Consider the following 16,217-nt stretch of genomic DNA (forward strand, 5'->3'; position numbering starts at 1 on the left):
ATTCTTTATATATCAAAGATTTGTAGGACTAGCAGCTCGTCGGAATGAAAATTTACGGTTAATGTATTATGATATCTTAATGAGTTTTATTTTTAATAATGATTTATGAACAATCTAAAAAGTGTGATGGCTAGGCCCCGGCTTGCGCCTACGAAGGTAACAACAGCTCAATCAAGATTCCGCCGTTTTCGAGTACCGCTGAGCCTCAAAATTATCGTGCCGTTTCTAAGTGTATCGGTCACTCTATTGTTATTAGTGATACATACAGTCAAAATTGGATTTGCCAACACTCTCGAAAAAGGAGTGCGCGATCAAGTTGAAAACCAAGCAGCTTTAGCCGTGCGAGACTTCAAAAGTCGATCGACTCAATTGACAAAGCAAGCCAAATTGTTATCAGAAGAACCAGAAGTTATTCGTGCAGTAGAACAAAAAGACACAGACATCTTGCGTCAAGATATATTATCTCTACAAACCACTTTTAAATTGGATTTAGTCGAAGTAGTAAACGCGCAAGGTGGCATAGTAGCAGAGTTGCGAGAAGATTGGCTCACAGGGGAAAACTTGAGCAATAGCGCAGCGATAAATTCAGCACTTAAAGGCTTAGAAAAGTCAAATTTCGTCAGCATTGACGGCAAACCACAAGCATTGCTAGTAGGATTTGCACCGATTAGAAGCAGTAATAGGATAATTGGCGCTGTACTAATGGGTTATTTAGTGACAGACGAACAATTGCAGCAAATCAGCATTGATACTAACAATGTGAATTACTTTGCCATCTTCAAATCCGGCGAATTAATTGCCACTAATTTTCCCGAAATTCGCTCTAAATCTTGGCAAGCACCTGCACAACAAACATCAACTACTAAAATCGATATTGAGCACCAATCTTACATCATGCAAACGGTAGAAATGTCGGAGATAAGCGACAGCATAACCCTAGCAGTGTTTAACCCAACAGCGGCAATGCAGCAAACGCAATTAACTTTATCTAATAGGCTAGATAGTTTCTTTTGGGGAGGAGTAATTTTAGCCACTATTGTTGGTGGTGTAGTTAGCCGAATCATCGGAAAACCAATTATAGATTTAACTCAAAATGTGAATTGGATGGCAAGCAATGAATACTTTTCTGGTAAAGTACCCATTCCTTCTGGCTATGAATTAGGTCAACTTGCTGAAGCTTTTAACTTTATGATAGAACAAGTAGAAAAGCGCGATAGTGAACTCAACCTACAGTTGCACCAACTTAGACAAACGCTTCATGATTTAAAAAATGCCCAATCTCAGCTAATTCAAGCCGAAAAAATGTCCGGTTTAGGATTAATGATGGCCGGTATCGCTCACGAAATTAACAACCCAGTCAACTTTATTTATGGCAATCTTTGTCACGCCAACCAATATACCAAAGATTTGCTCAGACTTATAGAGCTTTACCAGCAAGAATATCCGACTGCAAGTGCAGAGATTCAAGACTGCATAGCAGAAATTGAACTCGATTTTTTATCAGAAGATTTGTCAAAGTTACTATCTTCTATGAAAATGGGAACTGAGCGAATTCAGCAAATTGTTTTATCGCTGCGGAACTTCTCTAGGTTAGATGAAGCTGAAATGAAACCAGTCGATATCCATGAAGGAATTGATAGCACTCTATTAATTTTAAACAGCAAAATCAAAACTGCCATTAAAGTCATTAAAAAATATGGAAAACTGCCTTTAGTAGAGTGCTATCCATCGCAGTTAAACCAGGTATTTATGAATATCACAGCCAATGCTGCTGATGCACTGCTGAGCAATCCAAATCTGCGAAACAAGGAGATTGAAATTATCACAGAAATAGCCGGAGTAGATCGAGTGGTGGTGAAGATTAGAGATAACGGTACTGGGATTGACCCGGATGTGATTAATAAATTATTTGATCCATTTTTCACGACTAAACCTGTGGGAAAAGGGACTGGTTTAGGGCTGTCGATTTCCTACCAAATTATCGAGAAGCATCAGGGGAAAATCGAAGTGACTTCGGAACTAGGTGAGGGAGCAGAGTTTGCAATTTATTTGCCTGTTAAATCCCGCATCAGAGAAGCTGCTTGTCTGTGTGGGAGTTAATCGGGCTTCATGAATTTAATATCAGTTGGTGCATCCATATTTTTAAATTTTTAAGTTTGATTAGAAGACACGGCAAGGGAGCATCCAATGAGTACAAATATATCCTCCAACATTGGGATGCACCCTATAACCATCGCCCGATTAATTGTAGGGAAACGGCACTACCCAAGGAGTGTCAACTTAAGGTCAAACCCAGTCAGAGAATGCTGCTTGACTATTAAGGCCAGATCCCCCCTAGCCCCCCGATCGAAGGGGGGGACAGGAGTCTTTTCTCTCGTCCCCCTTCGATCGGGGGATTTAGGGGGATCTGGACTTTGCCTAAAAGCTACATTTATATGGGTTTCAGGCTTAAGTTAGCACCAATGGGCACTGCCGTTTCCTGACTATGGGTAATATCTATTCCGATGCCACGGGATTTGGTATTACTTAGAACGAAATAATCGCATTCCATTTGCTGTCACAATTAAGGATGTTCCTGTATCTGCAAGCACTGCAACTGCTAACCCAACAAATCCAAAAGTTCCCAATAACAAAAACAGCGCTTTTGTTACTATCGAAAAAATCACATTCTGCTGAATTACAGATACAGTGCGGCGGCTCAAATCGACTGCATAGGCGAGTTTTCTTAAGTCGCTACCAACTAGCACTACATCGGCGGTTTCTAGTGCGATATCAATGCCGCCAACTGCAAAGCTGATATCGGCGGCTGCTAAAGCTGGGGCATCGTTTATGCCGTCGCCCACCATTCCGACAGTCCCGAATTTTCGTAATGCTTGAATTTCTTGCAGTTTGTCTTCCGGGAGCAGTTCTGCTTTATACTCAGATAAGTTGAGTTGTTCAGCTATCTGTGCTGCCACAAAAGTACGATCGCCCGTGAGCATTACCAATCGCTTCAGCCCCATCTGTTTGAGGGAATGTACCGCCTCCCCAGCTTCCAACCGCAAGCCGTCAGCCAAAGCAATGATGCCCAACAAACCGCGATTGCTGCCTACCAAAACAGGGGTTTGTCCTAGCTTTTCAATGTCATCTAAAAGAGATAATATTGATGCTGAAAGTGCAATATTTTGGTCGGCAAATAACCTGCGATTGCCTGCAAAATAGAGGTTGTTGCCAAACTTGCCGCTAATTCCTTTACCGGGGTAAGCCGTAAAACTTTCAGGAGTTTCTAACTCAATTCCCTCTGCCTCAGCTTGGGCAACAATTGCCTTAGCTAAAGGATGTTCCGATCGCCTTTCCAAACAAGCTCCAATCAATAATACCGCATTTGCGCTCAACTCTCCCAGATCGTACACCTTTTTTACCGTAGGTTTGCCTTGGGTCAAAGTTCCGGTTTTATCAAAAGCAATACTCTGGAGTTTTCCAGCAGTTTCTAGGCCATTTCCACCCTTGAACAAAATGCCTTGACTGGTGGCTGCACCAATGGCGCTGACAATTGACACGGGAGTGGAAATTACTAAGGCGCAGGGACAGGCTATTACTAACATTACCAGCGATCGGTAAAACCAAACATTGAACGGCTGACCAAAAATTAAGGGCCCAATTACAGTTAGGGCGATCGCACTTACAATCACAATAGGAGTATAAATCTCTGCAAACTTGTCCACCCACTGCTGAGTCGGGGCGCGGCTGGATTGTGCTGATTCGACTAAGTGAACAATTTTAGCAACCGTCGTATCGCTAGAAATGTGGGTGACTTGGACTTCCAAAAAGCCAGTTTGATTTAACGTTCCCGCAAAAACCCGATCGCCCTTTTGCTTATCTTCCGGGATAGATTCGCCCGTAATTGGCGATTGGTCGATCGCAGAATTGCCCGATACAACTATACCATCCAAAGCCACCTTTTGTCCGGGGCGAATTGTCAGAATTTCTCCTACTTGAATCTCCTCGACGCGCACCGTTACTTCATGATTATTGTCGCGCTTGACAGTTGCCGTCGGAGGTGTAATATCCATTAAACTAGCAATGGCGCTGCGAGTGCGACTGAAAGTGAAAGTTTGCAAAGTCGTTCCCAAACTAAATAAAAATACAACCAGCGCCCCTTCAAACCAATCGCCTAAAATCACCGCACCAATTACCGAAATTGTCATCAACAAATTCATGTCAGCCCGCCACAAGCGCAACTCCATCAGACCGGCGCGGGCGATCGCAAATCCGGCTACAATAATACCGATACCGTAAAAACCCCGCGACAGCCAAATTGGCAGTGCTAAATGCTGAGTTAACAATCCCAGAACTAATCCCAATCCTGCTAAAATTACAGCCTGTGCCCGGCGATTGCGAATCCAGAATTCCCAGTTAGTTGGATTTGTCTTTTGAGTTTTCTCGACAGTTGAATGCTGGTGATGATGATGGTGTTCGTGTTCGTGGGAACAGCAGGAATCCTCTGATGGAGGTATTGTTGCGGTATGCTGTTCGATAGTGTAGCCCAAGGTTTTAATGCGATCGAAAATTGCCTTCTCGCTGACTTGTTGCGGGTCATAATTTAACCGCAAGCTTTCTGTTGCAAAAACTACATTGATATCGGTGATTCCCGGTAACTTTTGCAACCCTGCTTCTACGGTTTTGGCGCAGCTACCGCAATCCATGCCGCCAATTTTAGTTTGTAAGGTTTTGAGTGGAGAAGTTGCAGTCATAATCAGTATCCTATTGAGATTTTAGAATGATTATCACAATCATTGAACAGATATTCAGATGTTTAATAAAATCATATACTAATTTCACTAAAGTTGTCTAGTAAGCCCATTGCTAACAACTAAGACTGAAGCCCATAATAAATGTCGCTTTTATTCGAGTCTAGATCCCCCTCGCATCCCCCTTAAGAAGGGGGACTTTGATCGGAATCTTGTCCCCCCCTCCCACCAGGGGGGTTAGGGGGGATCTCCGGGTTTGATTAGTATTCTGTTTTTGAGGTGAGCTTACTTATCACTTAATGGCAAGTTGCAGAAACAGGCTCTTTTTCTGACACCGACTCACCAGAGTTTACCCATACATAAATCTCGGTTGCATCATCGGCGCAACTACCACACCCGCCGCACTTTTTGGCTTGTTCCATTTTTCTGATTCGCCCTTTACGAATTAGGCGATTTAGCATTCCGCGCAAAGCGTCACCATCCATGCGGAAGTGAATTTTTAGATCCGCAATGGAGGCTCTTTTGTTGTCAGCAATAAATTTTTGCAGTTCGCTTAAAATCATGGTTTTTCTGGTTTGGTTGACAGTTAAACGCAGTTATGGGTTAGCGGTTATATCAATTCTGGTTGTATCGGAATGATTAAACCACAGAGAACACAGAGCACACAGAGAAAGAGAAGAGAGAAATAGTAATTCCGATGTCAACGGATTTGATATTATCGGTTATTGGTTAGCTGCTAATAACCAATAACCCAAAATTAATAACAATTAACTACTAATTGCTTCGCGCCGTTTTGGTAGTTTGTCTCCAGCCATTTTTAATCCCGTAATAGTCACACCCATAGCTATTGTTAGTCCGACAATCCAAGCAAGAGACGATTGTGGATGCTGTGAAAATGTGGCGAGTTGATAGTAGCCAACTGCTGTGAAATAGGCGATGCCAGTAGTCCAAGAACCCGCGAATATTGTCCAACCTAAGTTAGTTTCGCGGTAAAGTGCAGCGGTGGCGGAGACGCAGGGAAAGTATAGCAATACAAACAGCAAATAGGCAAAAGCGGCTGCATTAGAACCGAACCGCTGGGACATTTGTCCGTAGGTGCTACCAGAGATGCCTTGCGCTTGTTCTGCTTGTTTTTGATCTGTAATATTGGCTGAACTTAAGCCGAGGGGATCGAAAAGTTGACCGGGAAGTTTTGTGAGATTCTCTGGTATGCTGAAAAATGCTTTGCCGATGTTTCCCCAAAAGCTAAATTCTTCTTCTTTCTCAGGTGCGGAGCCTGCTGCTGATTTTTGTTCGTCTGCTAGTTGGGTGTATAGGGAATCTAAGGTTCCAACCATTACTTCTTTGGCAAATACTCCTGTTAGTAAACCGACGGTGGCGGGCCAGTTTTCTTGGCTGATTCCCATGGGTGTAAATACAGGTGTGACTGTGTGGCCGACGGCGCTCAAAATTGAGTCTTTGCTGTTTTCTTTGCCGAAGGAACCATCGGTGCCGACGGAGTTCATGAATCCTAGTATAATCACCATGATCACGATCGCAATTCCGGCTTTTCTGATAAACGCTTTGAGTCTATCCCAAGTACGCAGTAGCACTCCTTTGAGTTTGGGAATGTGATAGGGCGGCAGTTCCATCACAAAGGGCGCCGCTTCTCCTTGCAAAAGGGTATTTTTTAAAATGAGTCCGGTGAAAACTGCTGCTAAAATTCCGATTAGGTAAAGTCCCAATACCATATTTTGACCGCCGACTTGGAAGAATGCGCCACAAAATAGGGCGTAAACTGCTAATCGGGCGCTACAAGACATGAATGGATTCATCATAATCGTCATGGTGCGATCGCGCTTATTTTCCAATGTCCGCGTCGCCATAATTCCGGGGATGTTGCAGCCAAAACCTACCATCATCGGTACAAAGGATTTACCGGGAAGTCCGACAAATCGCATTAATCTGTCCATCACAAAAGCGGCCCGCGCCATGTAGCCGGAGTCTTCTAAAACCGACAAACACAAAAACATCATCCCAATTTGAGGGATAAATGTAGATGTGGTTTGAACGCCACCGCCAGCACCTTTTGCTAGGAGCCCAATTAACCATCCGGGCGTACTAATGCTGGCTAATAATTCACCGAAACCATCGACAAAAATTGTGCCAAAAAAGATATCAAAAAAATCGATAAACACGCCACCGACATTAATAGAAATCGTAAACATCAGGTACATGACCGCTAAGAATACGGGAATTCCTAGGAAACGGTTGAGAACAATTTGGTCTATTTTATCGGAAACGTTGGTTTTGACTTCTCTAGAAAATTCAGCGACGCCTTGGGTTAAGTTGCGGATGAAGGTGTAGCGACTGTCGGCGATGATAATATCGAGGTCGTCATCTAGGGTTTCATGGACTCGGCGACGGTGCGGAACTACGATTTTTTCGAGTTCTGTATGGGCGAGTTCCGGGGCGACTTCATCCTGGTATTCTAACAGTTTCAGGGCTGTCCAGCGGGCATCTACAGTGCGATTGGGACTGTATTTTTCGATGTGTGGTATGAGTTGGGCGATCGCATCTTCGATCGCAGCCGGATAAGCGACATAGGCAGATGGTACGATCGGCTTAGCCAGGGCCCGATTAACCGCATCCCGCAATAAAGGAACACCCTGATTGGAAGAAGCACTCATCGGCACAACCGTACAGCCAAGACGTTCAGCAAGTTTGCTAACATTAATTCTGACATCCCGTTCCTTGGCAACATCCATCATATTCAGCGCCAAAATTGTCGGTACGCGCATCTCCAAAATTTGGGTAGTCAGATACAAATTGCGCTCTAAGTTAGAAGCATCAACAATATTAATAATGACATCTGCTTCACCAGATAACAAATAATCTCGCGCCACCAATTCATCGAGTCCAGTATCTCCATCTTCCGCATCCAGAGAATAAACTCCCGGCAAATCAACAATAGTAATAGCTAAACCATCATGAGTATATTTTCCCTCTTTCCGTTCCACCGTTACTCCAGGCCAATTACCTACTCGCTGGTTAGCACCTGTCAAGGCATTAAATAAAGTAGTTTTACCACAGTTAGGATTGCCTACCAATCCAATAATTTGCTTACTCATTATTTCACTTCTTCTACAAATAGACTTTTAGCTTCATCTTTGCGCAAACTGAGTTTAAAACCCCGCACCAGAATTTCTACAGGGTCTCCTAAAGGTGCGTGCCTAGTGATCGTAAATTCAGTTCCCGGTGTCAGCCCCATTGCCAACAATTTGCCCTTATAACCCCGGGCTGTTTTCTCATAACCAACGACGCGACCGATAGCGCCTACAGCCAAATCCCCTAATTGTTTTCTCTCGTTCATCAGTTGTTGTAATACAGTCTAAAATTGAACAAATTAAACTCCTGAATCTAGCAACCCTTTCAAAATGTGCGAACATCTCTCTTTACTCTTCCTCTGCGCCCTCTGCGCCCTCTGCGGTTAATAAAAAAAATCTTGGTCACAAATCAAATAGGATTGCTGTAGATACAAATTTTTTAGAGCTACGCAGAATTCCTACACATAATTTTCTGTGCCATACCAGCCCCCAAACCGATGCGGTTGTCGCCAATTGCCACAATTACAGAACCGCCCGAATTGCTGATGATTTGAACTTCGATAGCCGAGACTAATCCCATGCCGATTAGACGACGCACCGTGCCTTCTGAACCCTTGAGTTTGACAATCCGCAGTTTCTCGCCGACGCTAGCCATTGCTAGGGGGAATGATTTACCTTCGGGTACCCCAGGCTGAGTTTCTTTGCTGCACTGTTCGCTTCCAGAGACTTCTGGTGTCTCGCCGTAAAAGGTGAAACCCTCGAAATGTCTGGGGTTTGACTCTTGGTATTGTTCGGTGTAGTCTTCTGTGTTTTGTTTCATTGGCTTTGTGATATCGGTTTTAGCAGCAAGTTGTTGGGGCTTCATGGCACTAAGAACTTGACATATATTCTCAATATACTTGAAGCATCGCAATTTTACGCATTTTGAGATTTCCCTTGCAGTTAGAGATTTCGGACACTGGAATCGCCCAGAGACGGAAATTAGGCTGATTTTTGGGGCTTTGAGAGCTTATATCTGTCTTGGGTTAGATGCTGCTCTGCGGTAAAATCCTGTGTATGCGACAAGTCCTGCTGTTTATCATGTTATATGAAAAATAGTTTATTAGCAATTGTTCTCAAATAAATTCACTAAAAAAACCATCCTCAGCCGCTATTTTTAGTATGCTGGGAAAAATAATTCTCCTGGGCGATCGAATTTTGATGGCCCGATCGCCGATCGCCCTACAATAGCGATCGAGCATATATACTTAACCCGCTCCCCCGTACAGATTAACCATCGATCGAGAATTATGCCAGCAAATTTCCTGCCAACATCCATCGCCCAGCTTACAGAATCCACATCCATAGCTTTAGCCCAAAACATTCAACAAACAGCAATTACAACCCCCCTCAGCCAGCAGCCAATTGCCACCACCTACGTACATCAAGGTACTGGAAATACACCGATTTTGCTAATTCACGGCTTCGACAGTTCGGTGTTTGAATACCGCCGTTTGTTGCCGCTGCTGGCCGAAAAAAATGAAACTTGGGCGGTGGATTTACTAGGTTTTGGCTTTACGGAAAGATTGACTGGTTTGCCTTTTAGTGCAAAGGCGATCGGTACTCATCTCTACTATTTTTGGAAAACCATAATTTCGCAGCCAGTCATCTTAATTGGTGCCTCGATGGGAGGTGCAGCAGCCATTGATTTCACGCTCAATCATCCCGAACTTGTCAAAAAGTTAATCTTAATAGACAGTGCAGGTTTTGCCATTACTTCTAACAATGGCAAATTTTTAATTCCACCTTTAGGATATTTGGCAACTTCATTTTTACGCAACCCTAAAATTCGCCAAAATATTAGTGTTAATGCTTATTTTGATAAAACCTTCGCTTCTGTCGATGCCCAAACTTGCGCGGCGCTACACCTAGAGATGCCCAATTGGAATCAAGCTTTAATTGCTTTTACCAAAAGCGGTGGCTACTGTGGTTTTGGGGAAAAATTGTCGCAGATTCAGCAGCAAACCCTGATTTTGTGGGGAAAACAAGACCGAATTTTGGGGACTGCGGATGCAGAAAAGTTTGCCAAGGCGATCGCAAATTCTGAACTAATTTGGATACCGGATTGCGGGCACGTTCCCCACTTAGAAAAGCCACAGATTACCGCCCAACACATTTTAAATTTTATCGCTAATACATAAGATTTGGAGATTTTTAGTGGGTGAGGGCGGCTTTGTAATATTTTTGTTGGCTGATGTTGTGGAACAGGCATCTTGCCTGTTTTCTTAATTAGAATTACCAAATTTTTGCTGTAAAAACTGCTGTGCAACTTCTCCAGCATCCTGCTGTTTTCCATCAACTAGATAGTTCATTTTCCGCATCTCTGCTTCTGATATTTTCCCGCCCAATTCTGCGAGTACCGATCGCAATTCTGGGTATTTTGTCAAGATTTGCGATCGAACCACAGGCACTGCCTCATAGGAAGGAAAATAGTTCTTATCATCTTTGAGCACCACCAAACCGAAACTTTCAATCAAACCATCAGTAGTATTTCCAGCAATCACATCCACCTCTTTTTGTTGCAAAGCCTGCACCAACAAACCTAACAACAATTCCTTCGGTTCTTCCGCAAATTTAATCCCATAAGTTTTAGCCAATCCCGGAAATCCATCCTCTCTTTCTTTGAACTCTGGTCCAAAACCCGCCCGCAGTTTCGGTGAAACCTTTCCTAATTGCGAAATAGTTTGTAAATTAAATTTTTTCGCATCATCTCCCCGCACAATAATCGCAAAACTATTATTAAATCCCAGGGGTTCAATCCATTCTGCTTTAAACTGTTGCGGATACTCCTGTTTGATATAATTAAAGACTGTTTTGGAATCAGAAGTGGTCTTTTGTTTAAGAATATTGGTGTAAGCAGTACCCGTATATTCGACGTACAAATCAATTTTACCTGCGGCGAGGGATTGATGACAAAGGGAACCTCCCAGATTCAGTTCCCGTTCTACATTAATATCAGTTTTCGCTTCGATACGGCGCGCTAAAATTTCGGCCAGAATGACTTGTTCCGAAAAATCTTTCGAGCAAATGACAACTTGTTTTTTGGAACTAGAGGTACATCCTGCTACAGCAAACAAGGAAAGCAGCAAGCAGGAGTAGAAAAAAAAATCGTTTTTAGATATTCTCATGAGTTTACTATGTTTTAAATTATACAAAGGTTAATAGCCCTAGCTGAAAATTAATCGGTGATAACCATACTCAGCCATCAAGATATCTTTTTATCTATGCTACCAGAAAAGGGACCGATCGCATATATTCCTTTAAACCTTCCAGCGGTCGGTCGCATCTTGGATATCGTAATACTACTGATTTGCAGCATCAGCACTCAAATAATCACACATCCAACGATAGGCGGTTTCAATTTCTTCAAAAGCGGGTGGTTGAATTAGGACTTGATAACTCATAGACTCTGAGGAATGTTGAACTGCTGCTGTAGCGCTGTCATGGCTCGATCGGCTGGAATACCTTCACCTCGCTCGAAGCTTTCTAGTCCTTTACGGATGCCAATAATAGCTTCTAGGTAGTCGATACGATCTAGCAGTTGTTCGTAGGTATTGACTTGGGGGTGTGGAGGCGATTTGAGCGATCGCACCAAACTAAGAAGATCCGCAAGCAGTTCGTCAGGGGTGCTATCGATTTCTTGGATGAGGAGTTCTTTGATAGTCATCGCGGCATCTGGTGAAGGATTTATACTTTGATTATAACGAGTGTCGATCGCTCTTGATGCGTTATGGGCGATCGGTTATCAGAAATAACAAAGGGCGATCGCACTCCGTAGAATCATCGCAGTGTTTGGTATTTGGTCTGAAGGGCGATCGGTCTTTTTCAAGACCGAAATTCATTTCTTCTGAGATTCTAAGTTAGTAACCTTTGTTTCTAAGTTGACGACCTTTGTTTCTAAATCTGATGCTCTTTTTTCCAAATCGCTAATTCTTCGTGCCTGAAAAGTTGTCATTAAAAAAAACAAGACTATTATAACAAAAGTCGCTGTAGAATATAAGTTATTCCGTGCAGAATATCTACTAGCACCTCCATAAGATTTGATAACTTGATAGTCTACCCGATCTCCAGGATCGCTATATTTGGGTTGCTCTTCAGACATATTCAACTCCTTCTTCTTAATAGATGGGCGATTAAAGGTGTAAGATGATCTTTCCTTTTTCCACTGGCTGTAAAAACAAAAAAATCATTTATGTTTAATTCATCACAAGCTCTAGAAATATTGTCGATCATCCGTTTAAAATGTTGCTTAGCATAATCTTGAGGATTTTGAGAATTGCTTAGAGTTAAATCTCCGTTATCGGTCAGTTTTTCAATTATATCTAATTTATTTATCAAAACTATAACACTTTTTAAATTGTTGCTATTTAAGCTGCTCAACATTACTTGTAACATGGCATCACCAATGTAGTCGTAGTGTTCTTGAACTCTTTGTTCTATTTTATCTGAGATATCTCCATTCTTAAGCCACTTAAGTATATCTTCATCATTATAGGGCAAGCCCTGTCCGTCAACTTTTCTAGGAACAAGATCTACAATAAATAAAATCGCATTAATTACGCGATTTTTTGGAGTACCAAAAAAGTCTGGCGGACTTTCAAGTATTACCTGACTGGGATTTTGCCCTTGGTAGTCCGCTATTGCCACGTCTCTAAAGTTCTTTAATCCTACCTGAACTTGGAACTTATAATAGTCAAAAACATCAGTCGAGCTTCTATTTCTGTCAGGATCTGTAAGTGTAAAAGCGGTTTCTATAAAGGTAGTTTTACCACTGCCAGGCCGACCAAAAACACAAATTCTATAAGTTGATTTTTTGATAAATATGCTACCAAGCAAACAATCTAAGTCGTCCCTGATATGGTTAAATAACCACGCTCCCAATGCACCAAATACGAAAATTGCAATAGTTACAGCAGCGTCTGGCTTGGGAAAATTAGAAGAAAATATCCAAACTATAACTAAAATGAAAACAATCAAGAAAAAAATGATAACAAATATACCCTTCTTGCTCATATCTGTTCATAACCCTATCAAGGCTGTTTAATACAATATTCCAAAATATAGAAATTTCAAAATATAGAACTGCTAGCGCTCAATACTTCAATTTACGTTTTATATTTATCATATTATCCTGAATAAACTCCAGGTTTGTCAACTAAAAAAATGTTCTATTTTGCCGAGATTTTTTTCCACATTCACTCTCTTTAATCTAGTTTTGTACGAGACGGTACGAAAATGTACTAAAAAGCCGGACAATGTGAGCTATAATACATAAAACCTCGCATCTCCCTGCCAGATGAATCTTAAAGAAATGTTAAACCTCGCGGATAAGATAGTATTTGCTAAAACGGGTCAGCACCTTGACGATTTACAAGCAGCGGTATTGCAAGGAACTCTAGAACGCGAGACATACAAAGAAATAGCGAAAGATTTTGACTGTTCTGAAAGTCGCACCAGGGAAATCGGAGCGGAATTATGGCAGATACTTTCAGAAGACTTAGGGGAGGATATCAATAAAAAGAATTTTCGATCGGTAATGGAGAGGTTCCAAGTCTCCATTGTTTCGCATTTTGCACAAGACTGTGTGCAAATAAGTTGTGTTAATTATTGTGGAGAAGCTAGACACCCGCCAAATATCCCAAACTCACACCCACCAAATCAGGAAACATCTAACACAAAACAACCTCAAACCTCACATCAAGATTTAAGCGAAATGCCGGAATTGGGTAATTTCTTCGATCGCACCCCCCAACTCCAAACCCTCACAACCTCGATTCTACAACAAAACAGCCGCCTCCTAGCCCTCACCGGCCGACTCGGCATCGGCAAAACAACCCTAGCAGTAAAACTCGTACAACAAATTAAAGACGAGTTTGAGTACGTTATTTGGTGCAGCATAGACGCATCCCACACCCCAGATGAATTTGAACATAAACTAATACAGTTTTTCTCGCTGTCAGAAAAACAAGATTTATCCCCAACAAACCAGAAACGCTTACCGCTGATTAAGTATTTACAAAAGTATCGCTGTTTAGTAGTCTTAGATGACGTTCACAACCTTTTCTGTAGTGGCGAATCGGCAGGAAAATATAAACCAGAGTACGAAGAATATCGCTCCCTATTCAAACAGATAGAAAAATTATCCCATCAAAGTTGCTTTCTGCTAATCGGTTGGGAACAACCAAGAGAAGTGACTCAATTTAAAAACCCAAATACTCCCATTCGTACCTTACAACTCAAAGGTTTAGACATCGCAGCCGGACGGGAAATCCTGAGAGATTATGGATTAGAAGAAATCGACAATAGTGAAGCACTCATTCACCGCTATGACGGCAACCCGCTATGGTTGAAAAGCGTGGCGAATCTGATTCAAGAGTTGGGAATCGGCGTGACAGAATTATTACTAGATGATACCATATTGTTGCCGGAAGATTTGAAAGATGTTTTACAGCAGCAGTACGATCGCACTTCCGAAGTAGAAAAACAAGTTATGTCATTGTTGGCGACAGAAAACCAGCCAGTCAACCTAGCAAAATTGCTAGAAAAAGGACAAATATCATCATCAGATTTACTCAACGCGCTCCAATCTTTATCGCGGCGCTGCTTGATAGAAAAAGAAGGAAGTCTTTACACTCTTTCACCTGTATTGAGACAATATCTCAAAGGGTTGTAACTAAAATCTAAAATCGGAATATCGCCCTATGCTATCATATAATAGAAAACTTACAGATCTTCGGATCGAGATGTTGTATAACCTGGAATTATGCCAACTATTTTACGAGTAGGCCCTTACCGACTTTACTTTTACAGCCATGAACCGAATGAACCACCTCATGTTCACATTGACCGAGACAAATCATCGGTTAAATTTTGGTTGGAGCCAGTCAGTTTGGCAAACAACCTTGGTTTTAGCGCGAAAGAACTTGGGAAAATACAGTCGGTAGTACAAGAAAATCAACAAACTTTATTGGAGGCTTGGTATGGGTATTTTGGCGATTCGAGCGGACGAAAGAGTTAAGGACATTCATTTTACCGAAGAAACAATTAGCGTTGATTTGATGGATGGACGAATCATTACCGTGCCTTTAATTTGGTATCCAAGATTGTTTAATGCAACTCCCGATCAAAGGACAAAATGGGAAGTATGTGGAGGAGGTTATGGCATTCACTGGGAAGAAATCGATGAAGACCTCAGTACAGAGGGAATGCTGCGCGGCGCACCTGCTCCGAAGCCTTCTACTTGAAAATTTACGATCTAAAAGATATCACAAAACGCAGATGATTTTGACTCATCTGCGTTAATTCAGTAGTTAAATTAAACAGGATTTACGCACTCGCCCACAAAGAAACCGGGTTTTTTCCGAATCTGTCGCCTACAGCAAAATATTCTCGTAAAAACCAGGTTTCTAGGCTTAATGCGTAAGTCTTATAAAATAGATATAAAATATAAATTGATGCTGCTAGCAATGGAGTCATCCCATGACCGCAACAATTCCTACTCAAACCTTGCCAGAAATCATCTACCCAGACAGTGACGGAAAACCCATGTCTGACAATACCAAACAATTCCAATTAATTGTAAAAATTCAAGGTGGCATAGATGCTTTATTCAAAGACAACGAAAATGTGTTTGTAGCAGGTGACTTGCTGTGGTATCCCGTCGCAGGAGATAACAAAACTCGCCAAGCACCTGATACTATGGTAGTCTTTGGTAGACCAAAAGGCGATCGGGGTTCCTACCAACAGTGGCTGGAAGATAATATTGCGCCGCAAGTTGTCTTTGAAATCATCTCCCCGGGAAACCGACTGGGAGAAATGTTTAAGCTGTTTAAGTTCTACGAGAATTATGGAGTCGAAGAATATTATATCTATGCTCCAGAGGATAATGAGTTAATGGGTTGGCTGCGAAGTGACGGAGAACTCAACTATATTGAATCAATAGAAGGTTGGGTAAGTCCGCGTTTGCAGATACGTTTTGAAACTGCATCGGGAGATTTGGAAATTTATCGTCCTGACGGACTGAAGTTTTTGTCTTATGTGGAGTTGTCAAGACAAATGGAACAAACGCAGCAACAAATGGAACAAGAAAGACAGGAGAAAGAGTTAGTACAGCAAAAAGCCGATCGCCTATCTGAAAAACTGCGAGAAATGGGGATAAATCCAGAGGACATTTGAAAAAAACTAAAGTCCTCACTATAAACCAATACGGTTCAGATAAGACCGATCCCCCCTAGCCCCCCTTAAAAAGGGGGGGACAAGAAGTTGCTCAAAGTCCCCCTTCTTAAGGGGGATTTAGGGGGATCTCCGGGGAATTAACAGTGCTAACTGAACCGTATTGCACTATAAACCATTTTTATCGTGG

General features: G+C 42.1%; 16 protein-coding genes. 6 read left to right on the top strand and 10 right to left on the bottom strand.

The annotated features are described in order from the left end of the window. Positions 1-105 precede the first annotated feature (105 nt). The gene (locus P2A85_RS06120; RefSeq protein WP_341734044.1) at positions 106-2,100 is read left to right on the top strand and encodes an ATP-binding protein; all 1,995 of its coding nucleotides are present in this window, start codon (positions 106-108) and stop codon (positions 2,098-2,100) included. Positions 2,101-2,522: 422 nt separating this feature from the next. Here the strand turns inward: P2A85_RS06120 and P2A85_RS06125 are convergent, their stop codons facing one another. The 6 genes from P2A85_RS06125 to P2A85_RS06150 form a co-directional block, all read right to left on the bottom strand. Then, positions 2,523-4,733: a heavy metal translocating P-type ATPase gene (locus P2A85_RS06125; protein ID WP_377478102.1), complete on the bottom strand. Its 2,211-nt coding sequence runs from the start codon at positions 4,731-4,733 to the stop codon at positions 2,523-2,525. Positions 4,734-5,026: 293 nt separating this feature from the next. Then, positions 5,027-5,293: a FeoC-like transcriptional regulator gene (locus tag P2A85_RS06130; protein WP_341734046.1), complete on the bottom strand. Its 267-nt coding sequence runs from the start codon at positions 5,291-5,293 to the stop codon at positions 5,027-5,029. Positions 5,294-5,497: 204 nt separating this feature from the next. Beyond that, positions 5,498-7,840 carry a Fe(2+) transporter permease subunit FeoB gene (gene feoB, locus P2A85_RS06135; RefSeq protein WP_377478103.1) on the bottom strand — a complete coding sequence of 781 codons (2,343 nt, stop codon included), beginning with the start codon at positions 7,838-7,840 and terminating at the stop codon, positions 5,498-5,500. After that, the gene (locus tag P2A85_RS06140) at positions 7,840-8,082 is read right to left on the bottom strand and encodes a FeoA family protein (RefSeq protein WP_341737084.1); all 243 of its coding nucleotides are present in this window, start codon (positions 8,080-8,082) and stop codon (positions 7,840-7,842) included. Before P2A85_RS06140 ends, feoB begins: the two co-directional genes overlap by 1 nt. A gap of 179 nt (positions 8,083-8,261) precedes the next feature. Next, complete coding sequence (locus P2A85_RS06145; RefSeq protein WP_377478104.1) at positions 8,262-8,636, bottom strand: ferrous iron transport protein A; 375 nt, start codon at positions 8,634-8,636, stop codon at positions 8,262-8,264. Between the two features lie 295 nt (positions 8,637-8,931). Then, complete coding sequence (locus P2A85_RS06150; protein ID WP_377478105.1) at positions 8,932-9,057, bottom strand: hypothetical protein; 126 nt, start codon at positions 9,055-9,057, stop codon at positions 8,932-8,934. 48 nt (positions 9,058-9,105) lie between these two features. Here P2A85_RS06150 and P2A85_RS06155 point away from each other — a divergent pair, with 48 nt between their 5' ends. Continuing rightward, on the top strand, positions 9,106-9,996 hold the full coding sequence (locus P2A85_RS06155; RefSeq protein WP_377478106.1) for an alpha/beta fold hydrolase: 891 nt from the start codon (positions 9,106-9,108) through the stop codon (positions 9,994-9,996). Positions 9,997-10,080: 84 nt separating this feature from the next. On the opposite strand, the gene P2A85_RS06160 is transcribed toward P2A85_RS06155, so the two are convergent. From P2A85_RS06160 to P2A85_RS06175, 4 genes are all read right to left on the bottom strand, one after another. After that, the gene (locus P2A85_RS06160) at positions 10,081-10,983 is read right to left on the bottom strand and encodes a glycine betaine ABC transporter substrate-binding protein (RefSeq protein ID WP_377478107.1); all 903 of its coding nucleotides are present in this window, start codon (positions 10,981-10,983) and stop codon (positions 10,081-10,083) included. Between the two features lie 272 nt (positions 10,984-11,255). Further along, on the bottom strand, positions 11,256-11,522 hold the full coding sequence (locus P2A85_RS06165) for a hypothetical protein (RefSeq protein ID WP_377478108.1): 267 nt from the start codon (positions 11,520-11,522) through the stop codon (positions 11,256-11,258). 171 nt (positions 11,523-11,693) lie between these two features. Next, on the bottom strand, positions 11,694-11,957 hold the full coding sequence (locus tag P2A85_RS06170) for a hypothetical protein (protein ID WP_341737112.1): 264 nt from the start codon (positions 11,955-11,957) through the stop codon (positions 11,694-11,696). A 2-nt stretch (positions 11,958-11,959) separates the two neighbouring features. Next, a complete protein-coding gene (locus P2A85_RS06175) occupies positions 11,960-12,868 on the bottom strand; it encodes a GTPase domain-containing protein (RefSeq protein ID WP_377478109.1) in 909 nt (302 codons plus the stop codon). Between the two features lie 283 nt (positions 12,869-13,151). Between P2A85_RS06175 and P2A85_RS06180 the strand changes: the two genes are divergently transcribed. From P2A85_RS06180 to P2A85_RS06195, 4 genes are all read left to right on the top strand, one after another. Next, complete coding sequence (locus tag P2A85_RS06180) at positions 13,152-14,528, top strand: NB-ARC domain-containing protein (RefSeq protein WP_377478110.1); 1,377 nt, start codon at positions 13,152-13,154, stop codon at positions 14,526-14,528. Between the two features lie 90 nt (positions 14,529-14,618). Further along, positions 14,619-14,873: a DUF4160 domain-containing protein gene (locus P2A85_RS06185; RefSeq protein WP_377478111.1), complete on the top strand. Its 255-nt coding sequence runs from the start codon at positions 14,619-14,621 to the stop codon at positions 14,871-14,873. Beyond that, positions 14,836-15,099: a DUF2442 domain-containing protein gene (locus tag P2A85_RS06190; protein WP_377478112.1), complete on the top strand. Its 264-nt coding sequence runs from the start codon at positions 14,836-14,838 to the stop codon at positions 15,097-15,099. The genes P2A85_RS06185 and P2A85_RS06190 overlap by 38 nt, the downstream gene beginning before the upstream one ends. 235 nt (positions 15,100-15,334) lie before the next feature. Further along, the gene (locus P2A85_RS06195; protein ID WP_377478113.1) at positions 15,335-16,030 is read left to right on the top strand and encodes a Uma2 family endonuclease; all 696 of its coding nucleotides are present in this window, start codon (positions 15,335-15,337) and stop codon (positions 16,028-16,030) included. Positions 16,031-16,217 lie beyond the last annotated feature (187 nt).

The organism is Microcoleus anatoxicus (assembly GCF_042465725.1).
In the GTDB taxonomy this organism is placed as follows: domain Bacteria; phylum Cyanobacteriota; class Cyanobacteriia; order Cyanobacteriales; family Microcoleaceae; genus Microcoleus; species Microcoleus anatoxicus.

What these genes read in the sequence shown, in the direction of transcription:
- P2A85_RS06120 (WP_341734044.1), top strand. Translation starts at nt 106, where the DNA reads ATGAACAATCTAAAAAGTGTGATGGCTAGGCCCCGGCTTGCGCCTACG.
- P2A85_RS06125 (WP_377478102.1), bottom strand. Translation starts at nt 4,733, where the DNA reads ATGACTGCAACTTCTCCACTCAAAACCTTACAAACTAAAATTGGCGGC.
- P2A85_RS06130 (WP_341734046.1), bottom strand. Translation starts at nt 5,293, where the DNA reads ATGATTTTAAGCGAACTGCAAAAATTTATTGCTGACAACAAAAGAGCC.
- feoB (WP_377478103.1), bottom strand. Translation starts at nt 7,840, where the DNA reads ATGAGTAAGCAAATTATTGGATTGGTAGGCAATCCTAACTGTGGTAAA.
- P2A85_RS06140 (WP_341737084.1), bottom strand. Translation starts at nt 8,082, where the DNA reads ATGAACGAGAGAAAACAATTAGGGGATTTGGCTGTAGGCGCTATCGGT.
- P2A85_RS06145 (WP_377478104.1), bottom strand. Translation starts at nt 8,636, where the DNA reads ATGAAACAAAACACAGAAGACTACACCGAACAATACCAAGAGTCAAAC.
- P2A85_RS06150 (WP_377478105.1), bottom strand. Translation starts at nt 9,057, where the DNA reads ATGCTCGATCGCTATTGTAGGGCGATCGGCGATCGGGCCATCAAAATT.
- P2A85_RS06155 (WP_377478106.1), top strand. Translation starts at nt 9,106, where the DNA reads ATGCCAGCAAATTTCCTGCCAACATCCATCGCCCAGCTTACAGAATCC.
- P2A85_RS06160 (WP_377478107.1), bottom strand. Translation starts at nt 10,983, where the DNA reads ATGAGAATATCTAAAAACGATTTTTTTTTCTACTCCTGCTTGCTGCTT.
- P2A85_RS06165 (WP_377478108.1), bottom strand. Translation starts at nt 11,522, where the DNA reads ATGACTATCAAAGAACTCCTCATCCAAGAAATCGATAGCACCCCTGAC.
- P2A85_RS06170 (WP_341737112.1), bottom strand. Translation starts at nt 11,957, where the DNA reads ATGTCTGAAGAGCAACCCAAATATAGCGATCCTGGAGATCGGGTAGAC.
- P2A85_RS06175 (WP_377478109.1), bottom strand. Translation starts at nt 12,868, where the DNA reads ATGAGCAAGAAGGGTATATTTGTTATCATTTTTTTCTTGATTGTTTTC.
- P2A85_RS06180 (WP_377478110.1), top strand. Translation starts at nt 13,152, where the DNA reads ATGAATCTTAAAGAAATGTTAAACCTCGCGGATAAGATAGTATTTGCT.
- P2A85_RS06185 (WP_377478111.1), top strand. Translation starts at nt 14,619, where the DNA reads ATGCCAACTATTTTACGAGTAGGCCCTTACCGACTTTACTTTTACAGC.
- P2A85_RS06190 (WP_377478112.1), top strand. Translation starts at nt 14,836, where the DNA reads ATGGGTATTTTGGCGATTCGAGCGGACGAAAGAGTTAAGGACATTCAT.
- P2A85_RS06195 (WP_377478113.1), top strand. Translation starts at nt 15,335, where the DNA reads ATGACCGCAACAATTCCTACTCAAACCTTGCCAGAAATCATCTACCCA.